Consider the following 16,744-nt stretch of genomic DNA (forward strand, 5'->3'; position numbering starts at 1 on the left):
GCGTCATGTCCATCCGGTGACACGGAGACCATCAGGATTATCCTGGAGAGATCCCCCGGGGATCACCGGATTGGGCCGGTCATCGCCCGGGCTGCGTTCTATGCCAACCTGTCTGCTAACATAGCTTCAACATGTCAGCCATCATCGATAGTACATACGTAGTTGGTTGAATGAGTGGTTTTCATAAGAAAAATAATGAAGCAGCTGTGGATCTGAATGCAGTGAACCCCGATGGTACTCCCGTAGCACGCGTGCGGCTGCCCAAGAAATGGAACAGAGAGCAGTTCGCCCTTGCCGAGACGATGCTGGGGGCAAACCATATCCGGGTCCAGTGCATGGACGGGGTCACCCGCATGGGGAGGATCAAGGGAAAGATCAAGAAACGGGCATGGATACGGGAAGGCGACACCGTGCTCGTCATACCTTGGAGTTTCCAGGACGAAAAGTGCGATATTATTTACCGGTACCTCAAGCCGCAGACGGACTGGCTGCGGAAAAACCGGTACCTCTAACCGGTATTTTTTTTCAATTTCAATGTGTCGAGTTCATCAGAACGAGACAGGAGAAGACCGCAGGTCTTCGACTACCAAGCTGTAATCTGACATGGAGTGGATCTGAGTACCATCATATCCACGAGTTTGGAGGCTGATCCTCCATCAATTCAACGTTGATTTAAGAGGAGTTACCCACACAGAATAGCGATGAACCGAAAGATGTGATAAGGTATGGATGGAATACTATTAGAGTACCCAAAAATGCCCGCCCGGCACGATATCGCCCCGTCAGCCTCTTCCATTCTGCGGTCCCGGTCGCCGATTTCCACACTACATTCTCTCCGTTGCCCTGGTGCCGGGTATCTAGTGATTTCCGATTCCTCCTTTCTTAAGGAGATAATACCCCGAGCAGAGAACGAAGATGATCGCGGCGGTCCCGAACATATTCAACGGGTTCGCGGTGGCGGCATCCAGCAGGATGACTCCCCGGGCAACTGCGATGATCGCAATTTCTATCACGATCTCGACATGGATCACCTTTTCATTGATGTAGGCCGATATCGTTGCCAGGAGCTCTACACCTATCAGGACCAGAAGGAAATACCCGAAAATATCCAACAGTTCGTGATTCTGAAGAAGAAACGGGGTGTTTACAAAAAGGGCTACATATAAAATGTACGCGAGTTCTCCTATCGAGAATGCGACGATGATCGCGAAGAGGGCGATGAGGATGAGATACACGATCTTCTCGTATTTTTTCAGAATATCGGTAAGGTCCATAGTAGCATTTGATCAAACCATTGATTTATAGGCTCTGAAAAAACTCCGGCTCATGCAGTGTTCCTGTGGACCCCTGGAACGGCCCATCGCAGACAGGAGACGCCACAACGACGGAGCCGGTGACTCCTGTGATGCCGGCCGCGTTCCTCCCTTTCGCCCCTTCCTGCAATCTCTCTGCTTTTGGACCTGCATTCATTACCTGCATTCATTGTTCCTGTTGCCGGAAAGAGGCGGTAATCCAGGTTTTTTCCTGCAGGTACGGAGTTTTCGTATCCGGCCCGTGGCCTGAAATGGACTGACAGCGTGATTCACACGGATCGAAAGGCTGCTGACAACCATTCCGCTGAGCCGCGGGGAGCTGCCGCGTGATCGGTGAAAAAGAAGGAGAGTTACTGTTTCTTATTCCCGGACAGGACCGCTGCCCCACAGATCCCGATTGCCACCAGGGCGGCAAACCCGGTGAGCCCGGCCTTTGTTGTCGGCGGGACGGTTGTCGGGGTGACCGTTGTCGGGACGTTTGCCGGGTTGACGGTCGCCACCGGTGTGGCGGGCTGGAGAAGAGCGTTCACCTCTACGGTCTGGCCGGGAGCCACGGAGACCTGCAGGGAATAGGGTTGGTAACCGGAAGTAATCACGGTGATCGTGTGCCGGGTGTTTGCAAGGACATTGGAAAACTGCGTGCTCCCGATGCTGTCCCGTACCCCGACGTTCGCGTCGCATTGTACGCCGTCAAGGCAGACCGTGCCGCCGCCCGGGGTTACAAAGACCTGGATGTTACCGGTCGGGTTGATGAGCGGCTGGAGGACCGCATTCACTTCATTGACCTGGTCCGGCTGTACATAGACCTCGGTGGTGAACGGCTGGTAACCGTTTTCCGCAGCGGTGATCGTGTGGTAGCCATTCGCTGACACGCCGCTGTACTGGTAACTTCCCGTGCCGGACGCCGTTCCCACGCCGGCCTGGCACTGGCCGCTGTCAAGGCAGATCGTCCCCCCGCCCGGGGTGATGTAGACCTGGAGACTGCCGGTCGCAGGCTGGGGCTTCTGGAGGACTGCATTGACTACAGTGGTCTCCTGCGCGATCACCATAACGTTCTCGTAATCGGTCTGGTACCCGGGTGAAGAGATGGTCAGCGAGTGGTAGGTACCATCGGAGAGCCTGTCGAAGGTCGCCGGGGTCGTCTGGCAGTTTCCGCCGTCAACACACGCGGTGGCGCCGGAGGGGGTCGAGTAGAGCTGGATGCTGCCCGTCGTGACCGGAACCGGCTGCAGGTAGGCATTGACCACATCGGTCGCCTGTGCAGTCACCAGGACGTTCTCCGTGTATGTCTGGTACCCGCTCAGGTAGATGGTCACGGTGTGATAGGTGTTCGAGGTCAGCCCGTCGAAAGTCGCCGGGGTATACTGGCAGTTTCCGCCATCCACGCAAGCGTAAGCGCTCGTGGGTGTGGAGTATACCTGGATGCCGCCGGGCGGTGCGAGTGCGGCCGCCGGTACTGTTATAAGGCTTATGAGGATCAGTGCTGCGAGTGCCGCAAAAAATATATAATGTTGCTGGATTGTCATAATGCAAACGTGGTGAGAGAACGGGGATAAGGGTTTTGGAGCATGGTGGGACCGGTTATGGTCTCTTTGGTGAAGAGCAGGCAGAATACGACCCGATAGAATTTCTCCTGAGGTATCCGGGTATAATGGTTCCATCTGCCTCTTTCAGGGCCTGGAGAACCAGAGATGAACCGATCGGGTTCACCCCGGACCTATGAAACTCGTTCAGGTACGAGAGCTCCCCGCCTCAGGGCCCCTCCAAGGAGGCATCGTCGCTTCAGCGAGGATTGGCTGGAGAAGAATCCGCAAGGATTCTTCGACTTGCTTCCTCCTGTACAGATGGAACAGGGGAAGTCTGGAAAAACTTCCTCTGGCAGAATCCCGTGAAAGATGAGGCACGGCAGGGCAGGGAGGTTGAACCGCAGGGAAATGGAGACGGGCCCGGAGTTCACCGGCAGGTTGTATCGATAGATATCACGGCAACTGCGGTGACCGCCTCTCCCTCCGGGTCGAATATGGGGTACAGCTTCCGGAGGAACGATTTGCCGTTGCAGGTATACGTATCTTCAAAGGCCTCACGGGTTTCGATGACCTGCCTGAGGTGATCGGTGAAGATCCGGGTCTCCTCGGGGGTGTGGAACTCACTGTAGTGCCGCATCTTGTATGTGTCCCCGTTGACGGCGATACGGCGCTTGTGGTGCGTGTTCATGAACAGGTACCGCCCTTCCGGGTCGACCGTGTAAATGGAATCCTGGGTAGCTTCCACAAGGATGCTGTAGTTCTCGTCCGCGAACCGCAGCGCTTCTTCTATCTTTTTCCGGCCCGTCGCTTCGGCCGATATGACGGTGACGGCAAACACCCGCTCGAGCGTCTCGTTCCGGACCGGGCTCAGCCGCCTGATAAACCAGCGGCCTTCCCGCTTGTACTCGTCCTGCACGGACCTGCCGGACTCGATGCTCTCCTTAACCGATCGCGCAAACCTCTCCGTCTCTGCCTTCGTATGGAAGTCCGCATAGTCGCGCCCTTCGTAGTTGCCATCCGTTATCCCGAGACGGCGCTGATGGTAGGCGTTCATGAAAAGATACCGGCAGTTCTTGTCCACCAGGTAGATGGAGTCGTCGATTGCTTCGACGATGGTCCGGTGGTTGATCTCGGAGCGGATAAGCGCGTCCTCCACGCGCTTGCGCCTCACGGCCTGATGCACCATGTTGCGGAGTTCGGCGTACTGGGTGACCGGGTCTCCGCTCTTCTGGAGATAGAAGTCGGCCCCGGTGTTCAGCGCTTTGATGACGATCTCTTCACGGCTCTTGCCGGTAAAGATGATGAACGGCTTGTCGATCGCGCGTTTCATGAACTCTGTAAGGAACTCTATCCCGTCCATGCCACGCATCTGGTAATCGGAGACGACCGCATCGTACTTCCGTTCCTTGAGCAGGACAAGGGCTTCCTCGGCGGATGCCGCGGTATCGACAAGAAGGTCTCCATCTTTTTCAAGAAAAAGGCGGGCGATCTCGAGCAGATCCGGCTGATCATCAACGAGAAGGATCTTTATCATGGCGGTCTTCTCCTGACCCGGTTACGGGAGCGGCTGTCCGGTCGGGAACCGGGTGCTGTCTGAACCCATCAGGCCGACGGATTTTAATTCTATCCGGACAGCTTAATTCTGGCTTGCTATACACACCCAAATTATTTAATCCTATTATATTGCGGCCCGGCTCAGGAACAGATCTGACCAGGATCCCCGGGCAAGGTTCGCCGTGAGATATGAGCAGGTGTGTTTATACCTGACGGTACCCTAATGACTTCTTTGATGAGGGATCCGATCGAAATTACGCCGCCTGGCCAGAGGCTCTTTGTTGTTTTTATCGCCACATTTGCCACCATGTCGGTGTATGAATCCGTCAGCCCGTTTGTTATTCCAACCGTCCCGGACTGGTGGTCCAATCTCCTGACGATTGTATTTACGAGCGTTGTGGCCGTCATCATCGCCTTCTTTCCCCTCAGCTCATTCCACAAGCAGTACGAACGGTCTCTTGCCGAGATGGAAAAACGCACGGCTCTTGAGCGCGAGTTACGGCAGAACGAGATCAAGTTCCGGGAGATGTTCAATCATGCCAATGACGCAGTACTCATCCATGAGATCTCCCCCGCCGGGCCCGGGCGGTTCATCGAAGTCAACGACCAGGCGTGCCGCATGCTGGGGTATACCCATGAAGAGCTGCTCCGGTCAAGTGTTCCGGATATCGATGTTCCCGAACAGCAGGAGAATGTGTCCGCCATCAAGGAAAAACTCTTCAGGGAAAAGAACGTCATCTTCCGCACCGAGCACCTGACCAGGGACCGCCGGAGGATCCCGGTGGAGGTGAGCAACCGGTTGATCGAACTCGACGGGCAGACCGTCGTCATGTCCATTGTGCGGGACATTGCCGAATGCAGGTCTGCAGAGGAGGCACTCCGGGAGAGCGAGATAAAATTCCGCGGGATTTTCGATGCTGCAAATGACGGCATCCAGTTCCACGATGTCCTGGAGGACGGGAGTCCCGGGCAGTTTATCGACGTGAACGATGTTTCCTGCAGGATGGTCGGGTATACCCGCGACGAGATGCTCAATATGAGCCCGCTCGATATTACCACCGGCTACCACAACCGTCCGCTTCCGGAGATAGTCCGCGAACTCAGCCAGGGACATGCCACATTCGAGACCGAGCACCGGAGGAAAGACGGAACCACCGTACCGGTAGAGATCAATTCCCACACCATCCTTCACCAGGGTAAGAAGCGGGTAATCTCCATTGTCCGCGATATCACCGAGAGGAAACGGACCCAGGACGCGCTGCTCCTCTCCAACCGGAAGCTCAACCTGCTCTCGAGCATCACCCGCCACGATATCCGCAACCAGATCACCGCGCTCCAGGCCTACATCGAGTTGTCGAAGGAGTCCGTGACCGATCCGGTCGAGCTCGCCCGCATCGGCCATGAGTTCCGGATCGCGGAGAAGATCCGTTCCCAGATCGAATTCACCGCCGATTACGAAAACCTCGGGGTGACGTCCCCGGTCTGGCAGGAGATCTGCGGGATTGTCAATACTGCCGTGGCAGCGCTCCCGATGGGCGGCGTACGCCTCGACATCAGGCAGGACGGGCTCGAAGTGTTCGGGGATTCTCTCCTGGAAAAGGTATTTTATAACCTGATCGACAATGCCCTGCGATATGGCGGGGAGCGGCTGACAACCCTCCGGATCACATCGCGGGAAAACGATGGCGGGCTTGTCATATCCTTCGACGACGACGGCATGGGGATCCCCGATGCCGACAAGGACCGCCTCTTTACCAAGGGGTTCGGAAAGAACACCGGTCTCGGCCTCTTCCTCTCCCGGGAGATCCTGTCCATTACCGGCATAACGATCACCGAGAACGGCGTGCCCGGCATAGGGGCCCGTTTCGAGATCACGGTGCCGAAAGGCGCCTACCGGTTTTCAGGAAAAACGGGCGCCTGATCCGGAAGTACACGGCTTCCGGGCCTTACGTACCCTCGCCGTTCTCCCGGTACCGTTTTCCGGCAATTTTTTCAGTTCGAACAGGGAGTCCGCCTCATCGGCCGAAAGGATCCCTTTTTCCACGGCAAGGTCGCGGACGGCACGCCATTTTTCCATGGCTTCGCGGGCGATCCCTGCAGCCCGCAGGTAGCCGATCTCCCGTTCTTCCCGGATCCAAAAGTGGCCCGGTCCATAACCCCCGGGTATGAGGGTGAACAGACGTCGGGAAAATGGCCGCCGCCATTCTTTGTAAAGCGCGTTAGTCTGCTTTCTCATACCGGGGCAATGAAAGGGTGAAAGCAGTGCCGGCACCCGGTTCGCTTGTGACCGTGATATCCCCGTTGAGCAGTTCTGCCATCTTTTTTGCAACCGGCAGGCTGATCCCGACGAACCCGAACTTTTCCAGGAGCTTGGACTCATCCGTGACAAAGAAGGGCTTGAAGAGATCCGGTATGACCTCCTGCGGGATGACAGCGCTCCTGTTTCTGATGGTGAAATGGTGATATTTTTCATTATCGTGCTGGGTGATCTCGATGCGTGCAGGTCCCGCGGAATAGCGGATCACGCTGAAGACCAGGCTCTGGACGATCAGGTAAAAATATTCGCTGTCCGTGACTATCTTCAGATCTTCGGGAATCTCGACGTCAATCGCGATATCGCTGGAGCATTTGAGCACGGATGTATATGCGTTGAGGATGTCCTTTGGCGAGGTCTGGCGGTACTGGGGTTTGAACCGGGGCAGCATCTGTTCCGGGCCGTACCCCATGTCACTCAGTTTGATGATATGCCCGATCATCTCACGCATCTTATCGGCATTTTCCGAACACGTTTTCAGGAGAGATCTGGCTTCAGCATTCAGGCCGTACGCATCCGGATCGTCGAGGATCATGTGCAGGTACCCCATGACCGGCTGAAGGGGGGTGCGCAGTTCGTGGGCGGTGAGGATAAAAAATTCCCGTTTCCGGGTCAGCTCGTGCCGGAGGTCCTCTTCAATCTTGCGCAGCTCGGTGATATCGAGCAGGGAATAGATCCTCCGCGGCGTTCCGGGGATCATGTCCAGGATCACGTAGATATTCCTTATACTGCCCCCGCGGTCCTTGAGCCGGAACTCGTAATGCCGGGGCAGGGTACCCGCGTTCTTCCGGACCAGATCGTGGAACTCCATCACCATCCCGAGATCGTCCCTGACAATGAATGGTAACAGGGTGAACACCTCGCAGAGTTCTTCTCTGGGGTAGCCTACCAGTTTCTCAAATTCGGAGTTGACAAGGAAGATGGTCAGGTCGTCATCCACGATAGCCATGGCGGTGCCCGAGCTCTCGAAGATAGCACGGTACATGGTTTCGGACTGGATCAGGCTCTCTTCTGTGCGTCTCCGGTCCTCCTCGATATCCAGGGTCGAGCCAATGGTATCAAGCACCCGTTTCTCCTGCTCGTTGAGATCCACGTACGAGAAGCTCCTGAGCGCCGCTTCCTCGGTCTCGTAGAAGATGAAGATCCGGTTGAAACCCGCGAGGAAGAGGATCTCCTGGACCCGGGGATTCAGGCAGGCTATCTTCAGCGTCCCCTGCTTTTTTTTCATCTTCCGCAGGCAGACAAGCATCACGCGGAGACCCGAACTGCTGATATACTGTACACCCGCGAGGTTGAGTACAATCTGGAGGCTGCCGGAGTCAACGAGCTGCCTCAGCACAGCATCCAGCTCGGCGGACGTGTTGGAGTCCAGCCTCCCCGACAGATACACGACGTCAGCAGTGTCTGCTTTTTTCTGGTAGATCTCCAGGACCGCGGGCATTACCGGTTAATTCATTTGAGGTACTACATAATCGTTAGGAAAAAGATCGGGAACGGAACGGTACCCGTACTGATCCCTCGGATCACCGACCTTTCCAAGGGCAGTCACGGCGATACCCCGGACATCCCGGCCCTTGCCCCCCGACCGGATAATTCACTGGACGGCAGTTGCCGGTAGTGCAACGAGATTCGGTTGCAACAGTCGTACCCCTTTTTCCTGCGGGAAACCACAGGTCGTTCCCATCATTCTTTACGCCATGAGCGCGTATACTGATGAGATCATATGCGGTTCTGGCATCAGTGTTAGCCGGATGAAGGACATTTTTGTTCCTCTCTTCTGCAAAACCCTTCGTGTGGAGAGTACCTGATGCCCGAAAAGAGCGGCACCGTGTGAAAAACGAGAACGATACGTCAATGACATTACATTTCGAAAAACCTGAAATTCCGGGTACGAGGAGCGGGTATGTGATCCGGTTCTCCTGCCCGCTGTGCGCTGCCGAGAATGTTATCATCAACAAAACCCCGCGGGATCATTTCAAGGAATCCCGGATTGCACCGTGTATGCAGTGCAGGAAACGGTTTACCGTAGTAACCCCTCACCTGAACCAGAGACCGGGATACTCCCCGCTCCCCCCCTATGCCGGAGGTAAGGCACCGCGATAAATTCCCGGTGATGCCGTGGGGATGCATTCCCCGGTTTCATTATTTCCGGTGTACGACTTCCCCCCGTGGGTTGTAAGGGGGGTCCGTACTCGTGATCCAAGGCCTGATATTTCAGCTCTTCCCATGATGCCTGTTCGTACCCGGCAGCCCCGTCCGTGCCGGATTAACCCTCTTCTTCTGGTGATAAGCATTGATTTATCTACAGGCAGCGGGAGTATAGACTATGTCACCGCGACATGTACCCAGACCGGATCCCCGCGAGCCGCAGTCCCATCTCGGGTCAAATCCCAGCCAGGACAAGGAGCGTCACGAGGAAGAGGACCGGCACCACCCCATGGATCACCCGCATCCCCACCCGGCGCATCACCCGCAGGCCAAACCGGCCCTCCAGCCCCGGCATAACGCACATTCCCATCCCCATGGCGATGAGTTGCCGGCCCATACCAATCCCCCGGGGCCCATCAAGCCCTCCAAAAAGGTGACCAGGACCGGGAAATCCTGATGCCGGGATCTCCTGCCATGGCCCGCATTCTACAGGGCTGCAGGATGAAATTTTTCCCGGTTTTCAATGTGCAAAAAAGGAGTATCCGACAACACCGTTGCGGAAGTAAGAGAAAGGGTTACCAATGTTACGACCAGAAGATGTTGAAACGATCCTGACAACACACGATCTCTCGGTGTTTCTCAGGGATTTGGTGAGGAAAGAAGATCGCGATCTGAAAATTGACATTGATTATGAATCCGGTGAATTGTTCATCGATTGCCCGGGCTTTTCCTATGGTCTCTCAGTGACCACCGATCCATTCGGGGTCTGGGTGATAAGCGAGATGATCTCGCAGGACAATGACGGGGTTTTTACCCAGAGCGGGAACCTCCACAGGACTGAGAGGACCATGACTGTGCTCAGGGCCGTTGCCAGCTGGATTGTGGATATCGAAGAGAGTGCCCGGAAGGGTTAAAGACAGTATCCGTTTTTCAGGAAAGACTGGCAGGTTCCGGACGGAACCCTCCTTTCAAAGGAAAGGAGATCCGATAAGTATCTGCCCGTGAGGGCTGTTTCTGCAGGGGCGTCCCGGGGATCGTGAATTATCCTCCGGGCCGGGGCCTGATGCGGGACTGGTCGTTATTCTGTCAATGTTCACAAGATTCTATCATCTCTTGGTTCTGCAGAAACAGGCATGAACCAATCGGGTTCACCCCGGAACCGTGAAAATCGTTCAGTTACGAGAACTCCCCGCCTCAGGGCCTCTACGGGGACAGCCCGGAGGGCTGTGGAGAAGATATCAATCTTCGACTGCGGCGGCGTTCATCGCAATGGTAAAATAGGGACAACCTCCCGTGATATCTGAATAATACGATTTTCATAGGAAATTATCGGCTTTTATCATCGACGCACTTGGGGGAGATCGCTGTTCCCGGATGGAAGAACAGGCTGGAGAAGAACCCGGTAGGTTCTTCGATAAGGTCGAAGGTCGGCTCACGCCTCCCTTCTCCTCTTCGAGGTTTTGAGAAACCTCTCCGATTTCCGAAGAGGTTCATCAGGACCTCGAAGATAAGAAGAACTCGTCAGAGTTCTTCGATCTGAGAGAGGGGGTCACTCTCAAACCGTTGAAGAATATACACGAATCACACGATAAAATAGGATTTCTCCAGAGCCCGTCTTTCCTACGATCTTACGCTATACCCGGCCAGAAGAACCAGACAAGGCATATACCCGCGAGTGCTGCACAGGCCCGGAACCACCACTTCGTCCAGACCGGGCGCGCTTCCATGAAATCATAGCTGCGCGAATTCCGTTCGCCTCTTTCCAGCAGCCATTCCAGCCAGGTCACGGTCATGACAGGGCCCTGCAGGGAATACGCCTGCCGCTGTCCGCCGGGCCGGTCGCGGGGAACATCAGAGCAGACCCCGGGCCTCATCAATAAGTTCTATCGTGTAGCGGTGGGGATAATCGCATTTCCTGAAAGGAGATGTTCCCATGATATAGAACCCGAAACGGGGTTCGCGGATGCGGTTGGTATAGAGAAAATTCAGCATGGCGCTGATCGACTGGGAGGATTTTCTTGACAGATGGTGGAACAGGGCAATGTCGCGTGACGTTACCGCAGCCCGGGTAATTTTCTTCCGGAGCAGATAGGAACAGATAAGGTGGGCGCACTGGTACCTCCTCGTCGAATCTGTCCGCATATGTCCCATTTCTGTCTCCTTTTTTTATTGCCGATGCCCCATTTGGTTCTTCGGGTGATATAGCTGCGTATTGTGGGCAAATTTTAAAATTGTCACCAACCGATCCGGGAATTATTTTTTATTGTCACCTCCGGACCCGGCAATTTTTTTAATGATCGATTGGTGATGAGTGGCCATCTACCCGATGCAAACCCGGGACAAGAACAGGCAGCAGGGTTTCAGAACCCGGGAGCATCGCGAGAGAATCAGCGAGCGGACAGGAATTGAGGCAGATGACGGAACAATATCAGGCTGCAGCGGTTGAACGTCCTTTTCGACATGGATCACCTGCGCATATATTCCGATCTCGGAAAAGATCGTTACCCGTATATGGCGGCTCAGATGAAGGCGGCCCGAAAAGAGATTACCGTACCTATTGGGATCATTTTTTGAAGGTACAGAGGATCACGTTGATGTTGATCTTCCTGAACCGGACCAGTATTTTTCGGCTATGAGATCTTCTCCGATTAGGATCCATCTTCGCCGGATAGTGCATGCACTGCCTCAGGAACCGAGGGAACTAGCTGGAAGACCTGGTTAAATCCGGTGATCCTCAGGATCCTGTCAGTAAACCCGTTCGTGCTCTCCACGAGAATGAGGCGGGTTCCGTGCGTCCGGAGTCCGCGGTTGAATTCGAGCAGCCCCCGGAGCGCGCTGCTATTGATATACTCAACGTGAAGCATGTCGAGAGCAACCGGCATATCCGGAAAATCATGGCAGGCTACTTCCAGTTTCTGGGCATCATTCGAATCCATCCTGCCGGTTATGGCCAGGATCAGCACACCACTTACAACATTTGTTGAAATCTCCATGGTATTCCCCGATTGCTCTGGATATCTATCTCGAATCGCCAGGCCGGACCCTGCTGCCTGAGGGAACCAATACGATCGGTTCTTTGTTTTTCCCATCGATGTTCCGGTACCCAGGATCGCTCCCTGATGTCGTGCGTTCGCTTTTCAGCCCGGATCTGCTCTGTCGTGTACCAGACTTGAATAAGATATCATATAAAGGCTGTGGAGAATTCCTCAAAACCCGGAAATAGCGATTCCAAGTCAATGATATCAAAATTCAAGTGCTCCACGGGAATCTCTCAGTCTGGGAAGAAAAGCAGGCACGGAAAATGATCCCCATGGCAGGACTGCCCGGCATGTGGCATGACGGTGCCCGATTGACTGGTATTGTAACGATTTTTTCTTTTCCGTTCTCTTTCTGGTTTTTTCGTACCAGGGGTTTCTGCAAAAATCGTTACCGTTTCAAATTCAAACACTTGAACATATCTTTATCAACAGGACTATCCATAAGGCTATCCGGTAGCTTGTCCTTTGAACTTCCTACCCAGTAAAAGTTCCGAGCTGCCACAGATCCATTTGGAGGTATGAAAATGAGTAAAGTAATAGCGGCCTTATTATTGGTTTTAATCGGACTTGCTCTGGTAGCTGGTGGGTATACGAGTCTCGGTACGCTCTATGCAACCGGTATCAGTCTCATAATTGCTGGTATCTTGATGATTATCCTGGCAATTAAGATGGCAATGGCAATGAAATGTGAAACAAAAACCCCAGCCAAGTAATCTTTTTTTAGCGAATCCGCGCCACGCACCAGTGCTGGTGCATTTGTTAAAAGTCACGACAACGCATCGGAACCCAGAAATTAAAGATGTATGTTCCGGCCTGACATTTGATTATTCAAAACTAATTGCGATCATACGTGCGTCCACTTTCACTCCGCTTTCAGCTCATTTTCATCTACTCATTCAAACGAATACTGCCGATGGATTGCCTTTACACCTCCTGTCTGGTATCTTGTCATCGCTGTAAGTACGAATGGACGTATATGGGAATATGGGATCACACCTCGTCAGTCTCGAACGATCAAGGAAGCCGGTCAAGGTTCAGTGCACGAGATGTCATAACCGGGTAAACTTGATGTGAAAAATGAGGTATGATTAAGCAATCTCTTCTGGATGTGCCCGGACTGTGGGCAGATGCAAAAGGATTAGATTTGCTCTGTAGATTTCCTCAACAATGTACTAAGATAAAAACCTAAGTGGGGTTTGTTGCTGTTCTATAGAGTTACAATTATATTATTTTATATACCATGCTTTGTATGAAATCGCTCTCTGCTTTCCTGATTGTTGCCGTGCTGGTTGTCCTGCTTGCAAGTGCTGCCGGCTGTACCTCGACATCCTCCTCCCCGTCTGCCACGGCAACCAAGACGACCGCATCCGGCCCGTCAGGTGCCCCAGTCACCACCTATATGACAGGGACGGCAGCACCGTCGGGCATCGACACTACCATTTCCGTCCACTTCAATGACTATGCCTGCCTCAATATCCCGCAGGCGCTTGGCGCGGATTATCTTTACCCTGATGAGAATTACACCGTCTGGGTTACCACTCCCGGGTCCGGCACGATAACCCCAAATCTTCTCGTGACTGACGTAAACGACCACGCAAAGCTCGGGACAATCACCCCGGCATGGGATTCTGTGCACCAAACCTGGACCTACTCAGGGATCGTCCCCCTGGTAAAACTCATCGATATTACCTCTCCCCAGAGCACAACCCTGAAGATTAAGAATATGGGCTGGTATTTCCTCTGCATCGACGACCGCAAAGAAACAGGTACCAGCGGCGCCGTGTATCAGGTGCCGGTGAAAGTGACCCGGGCCTGAAATTTTTCTCGCCCGGACAAAAACAGAATCATCATTACTTCTCTCATTTTCCCTCCGTTCAAATGTAATCAACATCACTACCAACCACCGATTCTCAATCCGGGGATTTTAAAAGGTGTATCTGGTGTAGGAATTTCAACGAATGGCATAGGTAAACACAGACCTGTTCAGAACAACAGGCTTGTGCAACGGTGCGAGGGACGGGTCTTTCTCAACCAACCGTTCGGGTCGCCCGGAATCGGGCGGTGGTTCTCGATGCTGTATCAGGGGCGGTCAACAGGCAGTACCACGGAGGCGATTGTGTTATAAAAGTCTCTGCGACCGAGACCGCATCCTGGAAGACGCTGACGGCGACATCGTGACGGGTGTTTCCCTTTAGCAAGGATCCGGTTTGTCGGGCCGCAAGGAAATGAGTCGGGGCCGACTTTTTACCGGATCTGTTCTATGTTGGAACGCGAGCTGAGCGGTTCGAGTGGGTGTTTACAGCCGGGATGGTGCTGGTGCGACATTCGGACCTGACTGTCGGGAGGTGTTATGAGGGGTAAGAACCCTTACCCCCAATCCACACCGGCCGCCGGCCCTCTCACTCTCAGGATCCATACAGTTCACGCGTTCTCGGCCGGGACAAAACTGTTCCCGGCGTGCGTCAGAACGGTCCGGGGCAGCTCGATGCCCAGGGCCTCTTTGAGGACCTCTTCGACATTCTCCACGGTCACGAACGTAAGTTCGCCCCGCACATCCCCGGGCACGTCCTCGAGGTCCCGCTCGTTCTCTTTTGGCAGGATCACCTTCCTGATTCCCGCCCGGTGTGCGGCAAGGACTTTCTCCTTGATCCCCCCGACCGGCAGTACCGCACCGCTCAGGGTGATCTCACCGGTCATGGCAAGGTGCGGGTCTGCGGTCTTCCCGGTGATCAGGGATGCCAGCGCCGAGAAGAGCGTGACACCCGCCGATGGGCCGTCCTTGGGAGTTGCCCCCGAGGGTACGTGGATGTGGATGTCGCTCGTGGTGAAGTTAAACCCGCTCTGCGTGTTTGCGAGCCGGGAACGGATGAGGGAGAGCGATATCGTAGCCGACTCCTTCATCACGTCCCCGAGCTGGCCGGTGAGGGTGAGCTTGCCGGTACCGGGCATGAACGTCCCTTCGATGAAGAGGATCTCCCCGCCGACCGGGGTCCACGCGAGACCGGTGATTATCCCGGGGACCGGCTCCTTCCGCGCCACTTCCTGCCGGATCACCTCCTTTCCCAGGATCCCGTCGAGCATACCCGTCGTCACCACGAACGGGAGCTCGGCCTTCCCCGAGACGATCTTCTCGGATACGTGCCGTGCCGTCTTCGCGAGCTGTTTCTTGAGCCAGCGGACGCCTGCCTCCCGGGTGTATTTTTCGATGATCACCTTCAGGGCCTCGTCCTCAATCCGGAGCTTGTCCGCATCGAGGCCGTGCTCTTTTAAGACCTCCGGGATCAGGTGGTCTTTGGCAATCGCGAACTTCTCGTTCTTCGTGTAGCCCGAGATCTCGATCAGTTCCATCCGGTCGAGGAGTGGGGCCGGGATCGTGGCAAGTGAGTTTGCGGTCGCGATGAACAGCACGTCCGAGAGATCGTAGGGGACTTCCAGGTAGTGGTCCGAGAAGGTGCTGTTCTGCTCCGGGTCGAGGACCTCGAGCAGGGCGCTCGCCGGGTCCCCCGCGTACGACATTGCCAGCTTGTCGATCTCGTCGAGGATGAAGACGGGGTTCTTCGTGCCGCCTTTCTGTATTCCCTGGATGATCCTCCCTGGCAGGGCCCCGACGTAGGTCCTGCGGTGCCCCCGGATCTCGGCCTCGTCCCTGACGCCCCCGAGGCTGACCCTGACGTACTTGCGCCCGAGTGCCTCGGCAATGCTCTTGCCCAGGCTCGTCTTGCCCGTGCCGGGCGGTCCGGCGAAGAGGAGGATCGAGCCCTGTTTCTCCTGCTTCAGTTTCATGACCGCGAGATGCTGGATTATCCGTTCCTTGACCTTCTCGAGGCCGTTGTGGTGGCTCTCGAGCACGCTGCGGGCCTGACCGATATCGATGACCTTCTTCTCTTCTGTCACCCAGGGGAGGTCGAGCAGGAGGTCGAGGTAGTTCCGGATCACGGAACTTTCATGGTTGTGGGGCCCCCCGTTCTCGAGTTTCCGCACCTCTGCCAGCGCCTTCTTCCGCACGTCATCCGGCATCGCTGATTTCTCGACCCGCTCCCGGTAGCCCCCGTCACCGCCCTCTCCTTCACCCTCGTTCAGCTCCTCCTGGATCGCCCTGAGCTGCTCCCGCAGCATCGCTTCCCGGTTCGACTTGTTCACCTTGTCGGAGACTTTCTTTGCCATCTCGATCCGGATGCTGATATTCTCCCGTGTCCTGATGAGAAGCTCGAGGAACGTGATATTCCGTTGCCGGACCGAGACGATCTCGAGGAGCGCCTGCTTCTCGGCGAGGTGGACCGGCAGGAAGGGCATGACGAACCCCATAATCTGGTCGACAGAGTCCATACGGTCGATCGGCCGGGTGAACTGTTCGGAACCCGTGAAGCGGCTGCTGATCTCGTGTATGGTGAGTTTTATGTCCGCGAGGATGCGGGCCTGGAGGTCATCTTCGAGATCGTAGACGTCCGGGACCGGCGTATACGCGGCATAGAACCGCCCGTCCTTCTCTGACAGGGAGACTGCCAGAACCCTCTGGACGACCTGCGCACAGACCAGGTACCCGTCTTCGGTGGGCTGCACGTGCGAGATCCCGAACAGGTTGCCGGTCCTGTAGAGCGACTCGGCGGTCACTTCCGAGGGCCTTGTACCGCTCTTCACCGTGAGGCCGACTGCATGTGCAGCCTCGGCGTGCTCCATTGCGGCCAGCAGGAGCTCTCCGGTTGCCCGGTCGACCTGAATTTTTGTCCGGCTCTCCGGGTAGACGACGACCTCAAAGAGTGGTATGACAAGTTTTTTCTCTTTCTCTGTATCATCAGTTTTTTCTGTTTGCATGGTTGCCTCATCCATTTAGTTCGAATTTACCTAACTAAT

16 protein-coding genes are annotated in these 16,744 nt (G+C 55.1%); 6 read left to right on the top strand and 10 right to left on the bottom strand.

Translation table 11 applies throughout. The annotated features are described in order from the left end of the window. Nucleotides 1–170: 170 nt before the first annotated feature. On the top strand, nt 171–512 hold the full coding sequence (gene eif1A, locus ABSB80_RS11725; RefSeq protein WP_428370810.1) for a translation initiation factor eIF-1A: 342 nt from the start codon (nt 171–173) through the stop codon (nt 510–512). 345 nt (nt 513–857) lie between these two features. On the opposite strand, the gene ABSB80_RS11730 is transcribed toward eif1A, so the two are convergent. From ABSB80_RS11730 to ABSB80_RS11740, 3 genes are all read right to left on the bottom strand, one after another. After that, nucleotides 858–1,274: a phosphate-starvation-inducible PsiE family protein gene (locus ABSB80_RS11730; RefSeq protein WP_428370811.1), complete on the bottom strand. Its 417-nt coding sequence runs from the start codon at nt 1,272–1,274 to the stop codon at nt 858–860. Nucleotides 1,275–1,663: 389 nt separating this feature from the next. Beyond that, nucleotides 1,664–2,839 (bottom strand): PEGA domain-containing protein, encoded by a 1,176-nt coding sequence (locus tag ABSB80_RS11735; RefSeq protein WP_428370812.1) that lies wholly within the window; start codon nt 2,837–2,839, stop codon nt 1,664–1,666. Nucleotides 2,840–3,266: 427 nt separating this feature from the next. Continuing rightward, the gene (locus ABSB80_RS11740) at nt 3,267–4,373 is read right to left on the bottom strand and encodes a response regulator (RefSeq protein WP_428370813.1); all 1,107 of its coding nucleotides are present in this window, start codon (nt 4,371–4,373) and stop codon (nt 3,267–3,269) included. 255 nt (nt 4,374–4,628) lie between these two features. Here ABSB80_RS11740 and ABSB80_RS11745 point away from each other — a divergent pair, with 255 nt between their 5' ends. Further along, nucleotides 4,629–6,314 carry a PAS domain S-box protein gene (locus ABSB80_RS11745; protein WP_428370847.1) on the top strand — a complete coding sequence of 562 codons (1,686 nt, stop codon included), beginning with the start codon at nt 4,629–4,631 and terminating at the stop codon, nt 6,312–6,314. Here ABSB80_RS11745 and ABSB80_RS11750 read toward each other — a convergent pair. Both ABSB80_RS11750 and ABSB80_RS11755 read right to left on the bottom strand, forming a co-directional pair. Continuing rightward, a complete protein-coding gene (locus tag ABSB80_RS11750) occupies nt 6,294–6,629 on the bottom strand; it encodes a hypothetical protein (protein ID WP_428370814.1) in 336 nt (111 codons plus the stop codon). The two genes, ABSB80_RS11745 and ABSB80_RS11750, sit on opposite strands and share 21 nt — an antisense overlap. After that, nucleotides 6,613–8,148 carry an anti-sigma factor antagonist gene (locus tag ABSB80_RS11755; protein WP_428370815.1) on the bottom strand — a complete coding sequence of 512 codons (1,536 nt, stop codon included), beginning with the start codon at nt 8,146–8,148 and terminating at the stop codon, nt 6,613–6,615. Before ABSB80_RS11755 ends, ABSB80_RS11750 begins: the two co-directional genes overlap by 17 nt. 350 nt (nt 8,149–8,498) lie before the next feature. Between ABSB80_RS11755 and ABSB80_RS11760 the strand changes: the two genes are divergently transcribed. Further along, nucleotides 8,499–8,810 (top strand): hypothetical protein, encoded by a 312-nt coding sequence (locus tag ABSB80_RS11760; protein ID WP_428370816.1) that lies wholly within the window; start codon nt 8,499–8,501, stop codon nt 8,808–8,810. 280 nt (nt 8,811–9,090) lie between these two features. On the opposite strand, the gene ABSB80_RS11765 is transcribed toward ABSB80_RS11760, so the two are convergent. Continuing rightward, entirely contained in the window at nt 9,091–9,252 is a 162-nt protein-coding gene (locus ABSB80_RS11765) for a hypothetical protein (protein WP_428370817.1), read from the bottom strand. Between the two features lie 184 nt (nt 9,253–9,436). Between ABSB80_RS11765 and ABSB80_RS11770 the strand changes: the two genes are divergently transcribed. Then, on the top strand, nt 9,437–9,769 hold the full coding sequence (locus ABSB80_RS11770; RefSeq protein ID WP_428370818.1) for a hypothetical protein: 333 nt from the start codon (nt 9,437–9,439) through the stop codon (nt 9,767–9,769). A gap of 714 nt (nt 9,770–10,483) precedes the next feature. On the opposite strand, the gene ABSB80_RS11775 is transcribed toward ABSB80_RS11770, so the two are convergent. From ABSB80_RS11775 to ABSB80_RS11785, 3 genes are all read right to left on the bottom strand, one after another. Continuing rightward, nucleotides 10,484–10,732 carry a hypothetical protein gene (locus ABSB80_RS11775; protein WP_428370819.1) on the bottom strand — a complete coding sequence of 83 codons (249 nt, stop codon included), beginning with the start codon at nt 10,730–10,732 and terminating at the stop codon, nt 10,484–10,486. Beyond that, nucleotides 10,707–11,006: a hypothetical protein gene (locus ABSB80_RS11780; protein WP_428370820.1), complete on the bottom strand. Its 300-nt coding sequence runs from the start codon at nt 11,004–11,006 to the stop codon at nt 10,707–10,709. Before ABSB80_RS11780 ends, ABSB80_RS11775 begins: the two co-directional genes overlap by 26 nt. A gap of 497 nt (nt 11,007–11,503) precedes the next feature. Beyond that, nucleotides 11,504–11,848 carry an STAS domain-containing protein gene (locus tag ABSB80_RS11785; RefSeq protein ID WP_428370821.1) on the bottom strand — a complete coding sequence of 115 codons (345 nt, stop codon included), beginning with the start codon at nt 11,846–11,848 and terminating at the stop codon, nt 11,504–11,506. 569 nt (nt 11,849–12,417) lie between these two features. On the opposite strand from ABSB80_RS11785, the gene ABSB80_RS11790 reads away from it, so the two are divergent. Continuing rightward, nucleotides 12,418–12,606: a hypothetical protein gene (locus ABSB80_RS11790; protein ID WP_428370822.1), complete on the top strand. Its 189-nt coding sequence runs from the start codon at nt 12,418–12,420 to the stop codon at nt 12,604–12,606. Nucleotides 12,607–13,142: 536 nt separating this feature from the next. Then, complete coding sequence (locus ABSB80_RS11795; protein ID WP_428370823.1) at nt 13,143–13,709, top strand: hypothetical protein; 567 nt, start codon at nt 13,143–13,145, stop codon at nt 13,707–13,709. A gap of 605 nt (nt 13,710–14,314) precedes the next feature. Here ABSB80_RS11795 and lon read toward each other — a convergent pair. Then, the gene (gene lon, locus ABSB80_RS11800) at nt 14,315–16,705 is read right to left on the bottom strand and encodes an endopeptidase La (RefSeq protein WP_428370824.1); all 2,391 of its coding nucleotides are present in this window, start codon (nt 16,703–16,705) and stop codon (nt 14,315–14,317) included. Nucleotides 16,706–16,744 lie beyond the last annotated feature (39 nt).

The organism is Methanoregula sp., assembly GCF_050010295.1.
Taxonomy (GTDB): Archaea; Halobacteriota; Methanomicrobia; order Methanomicrobiales; family Methanospirillaceae; genus Methanoregula.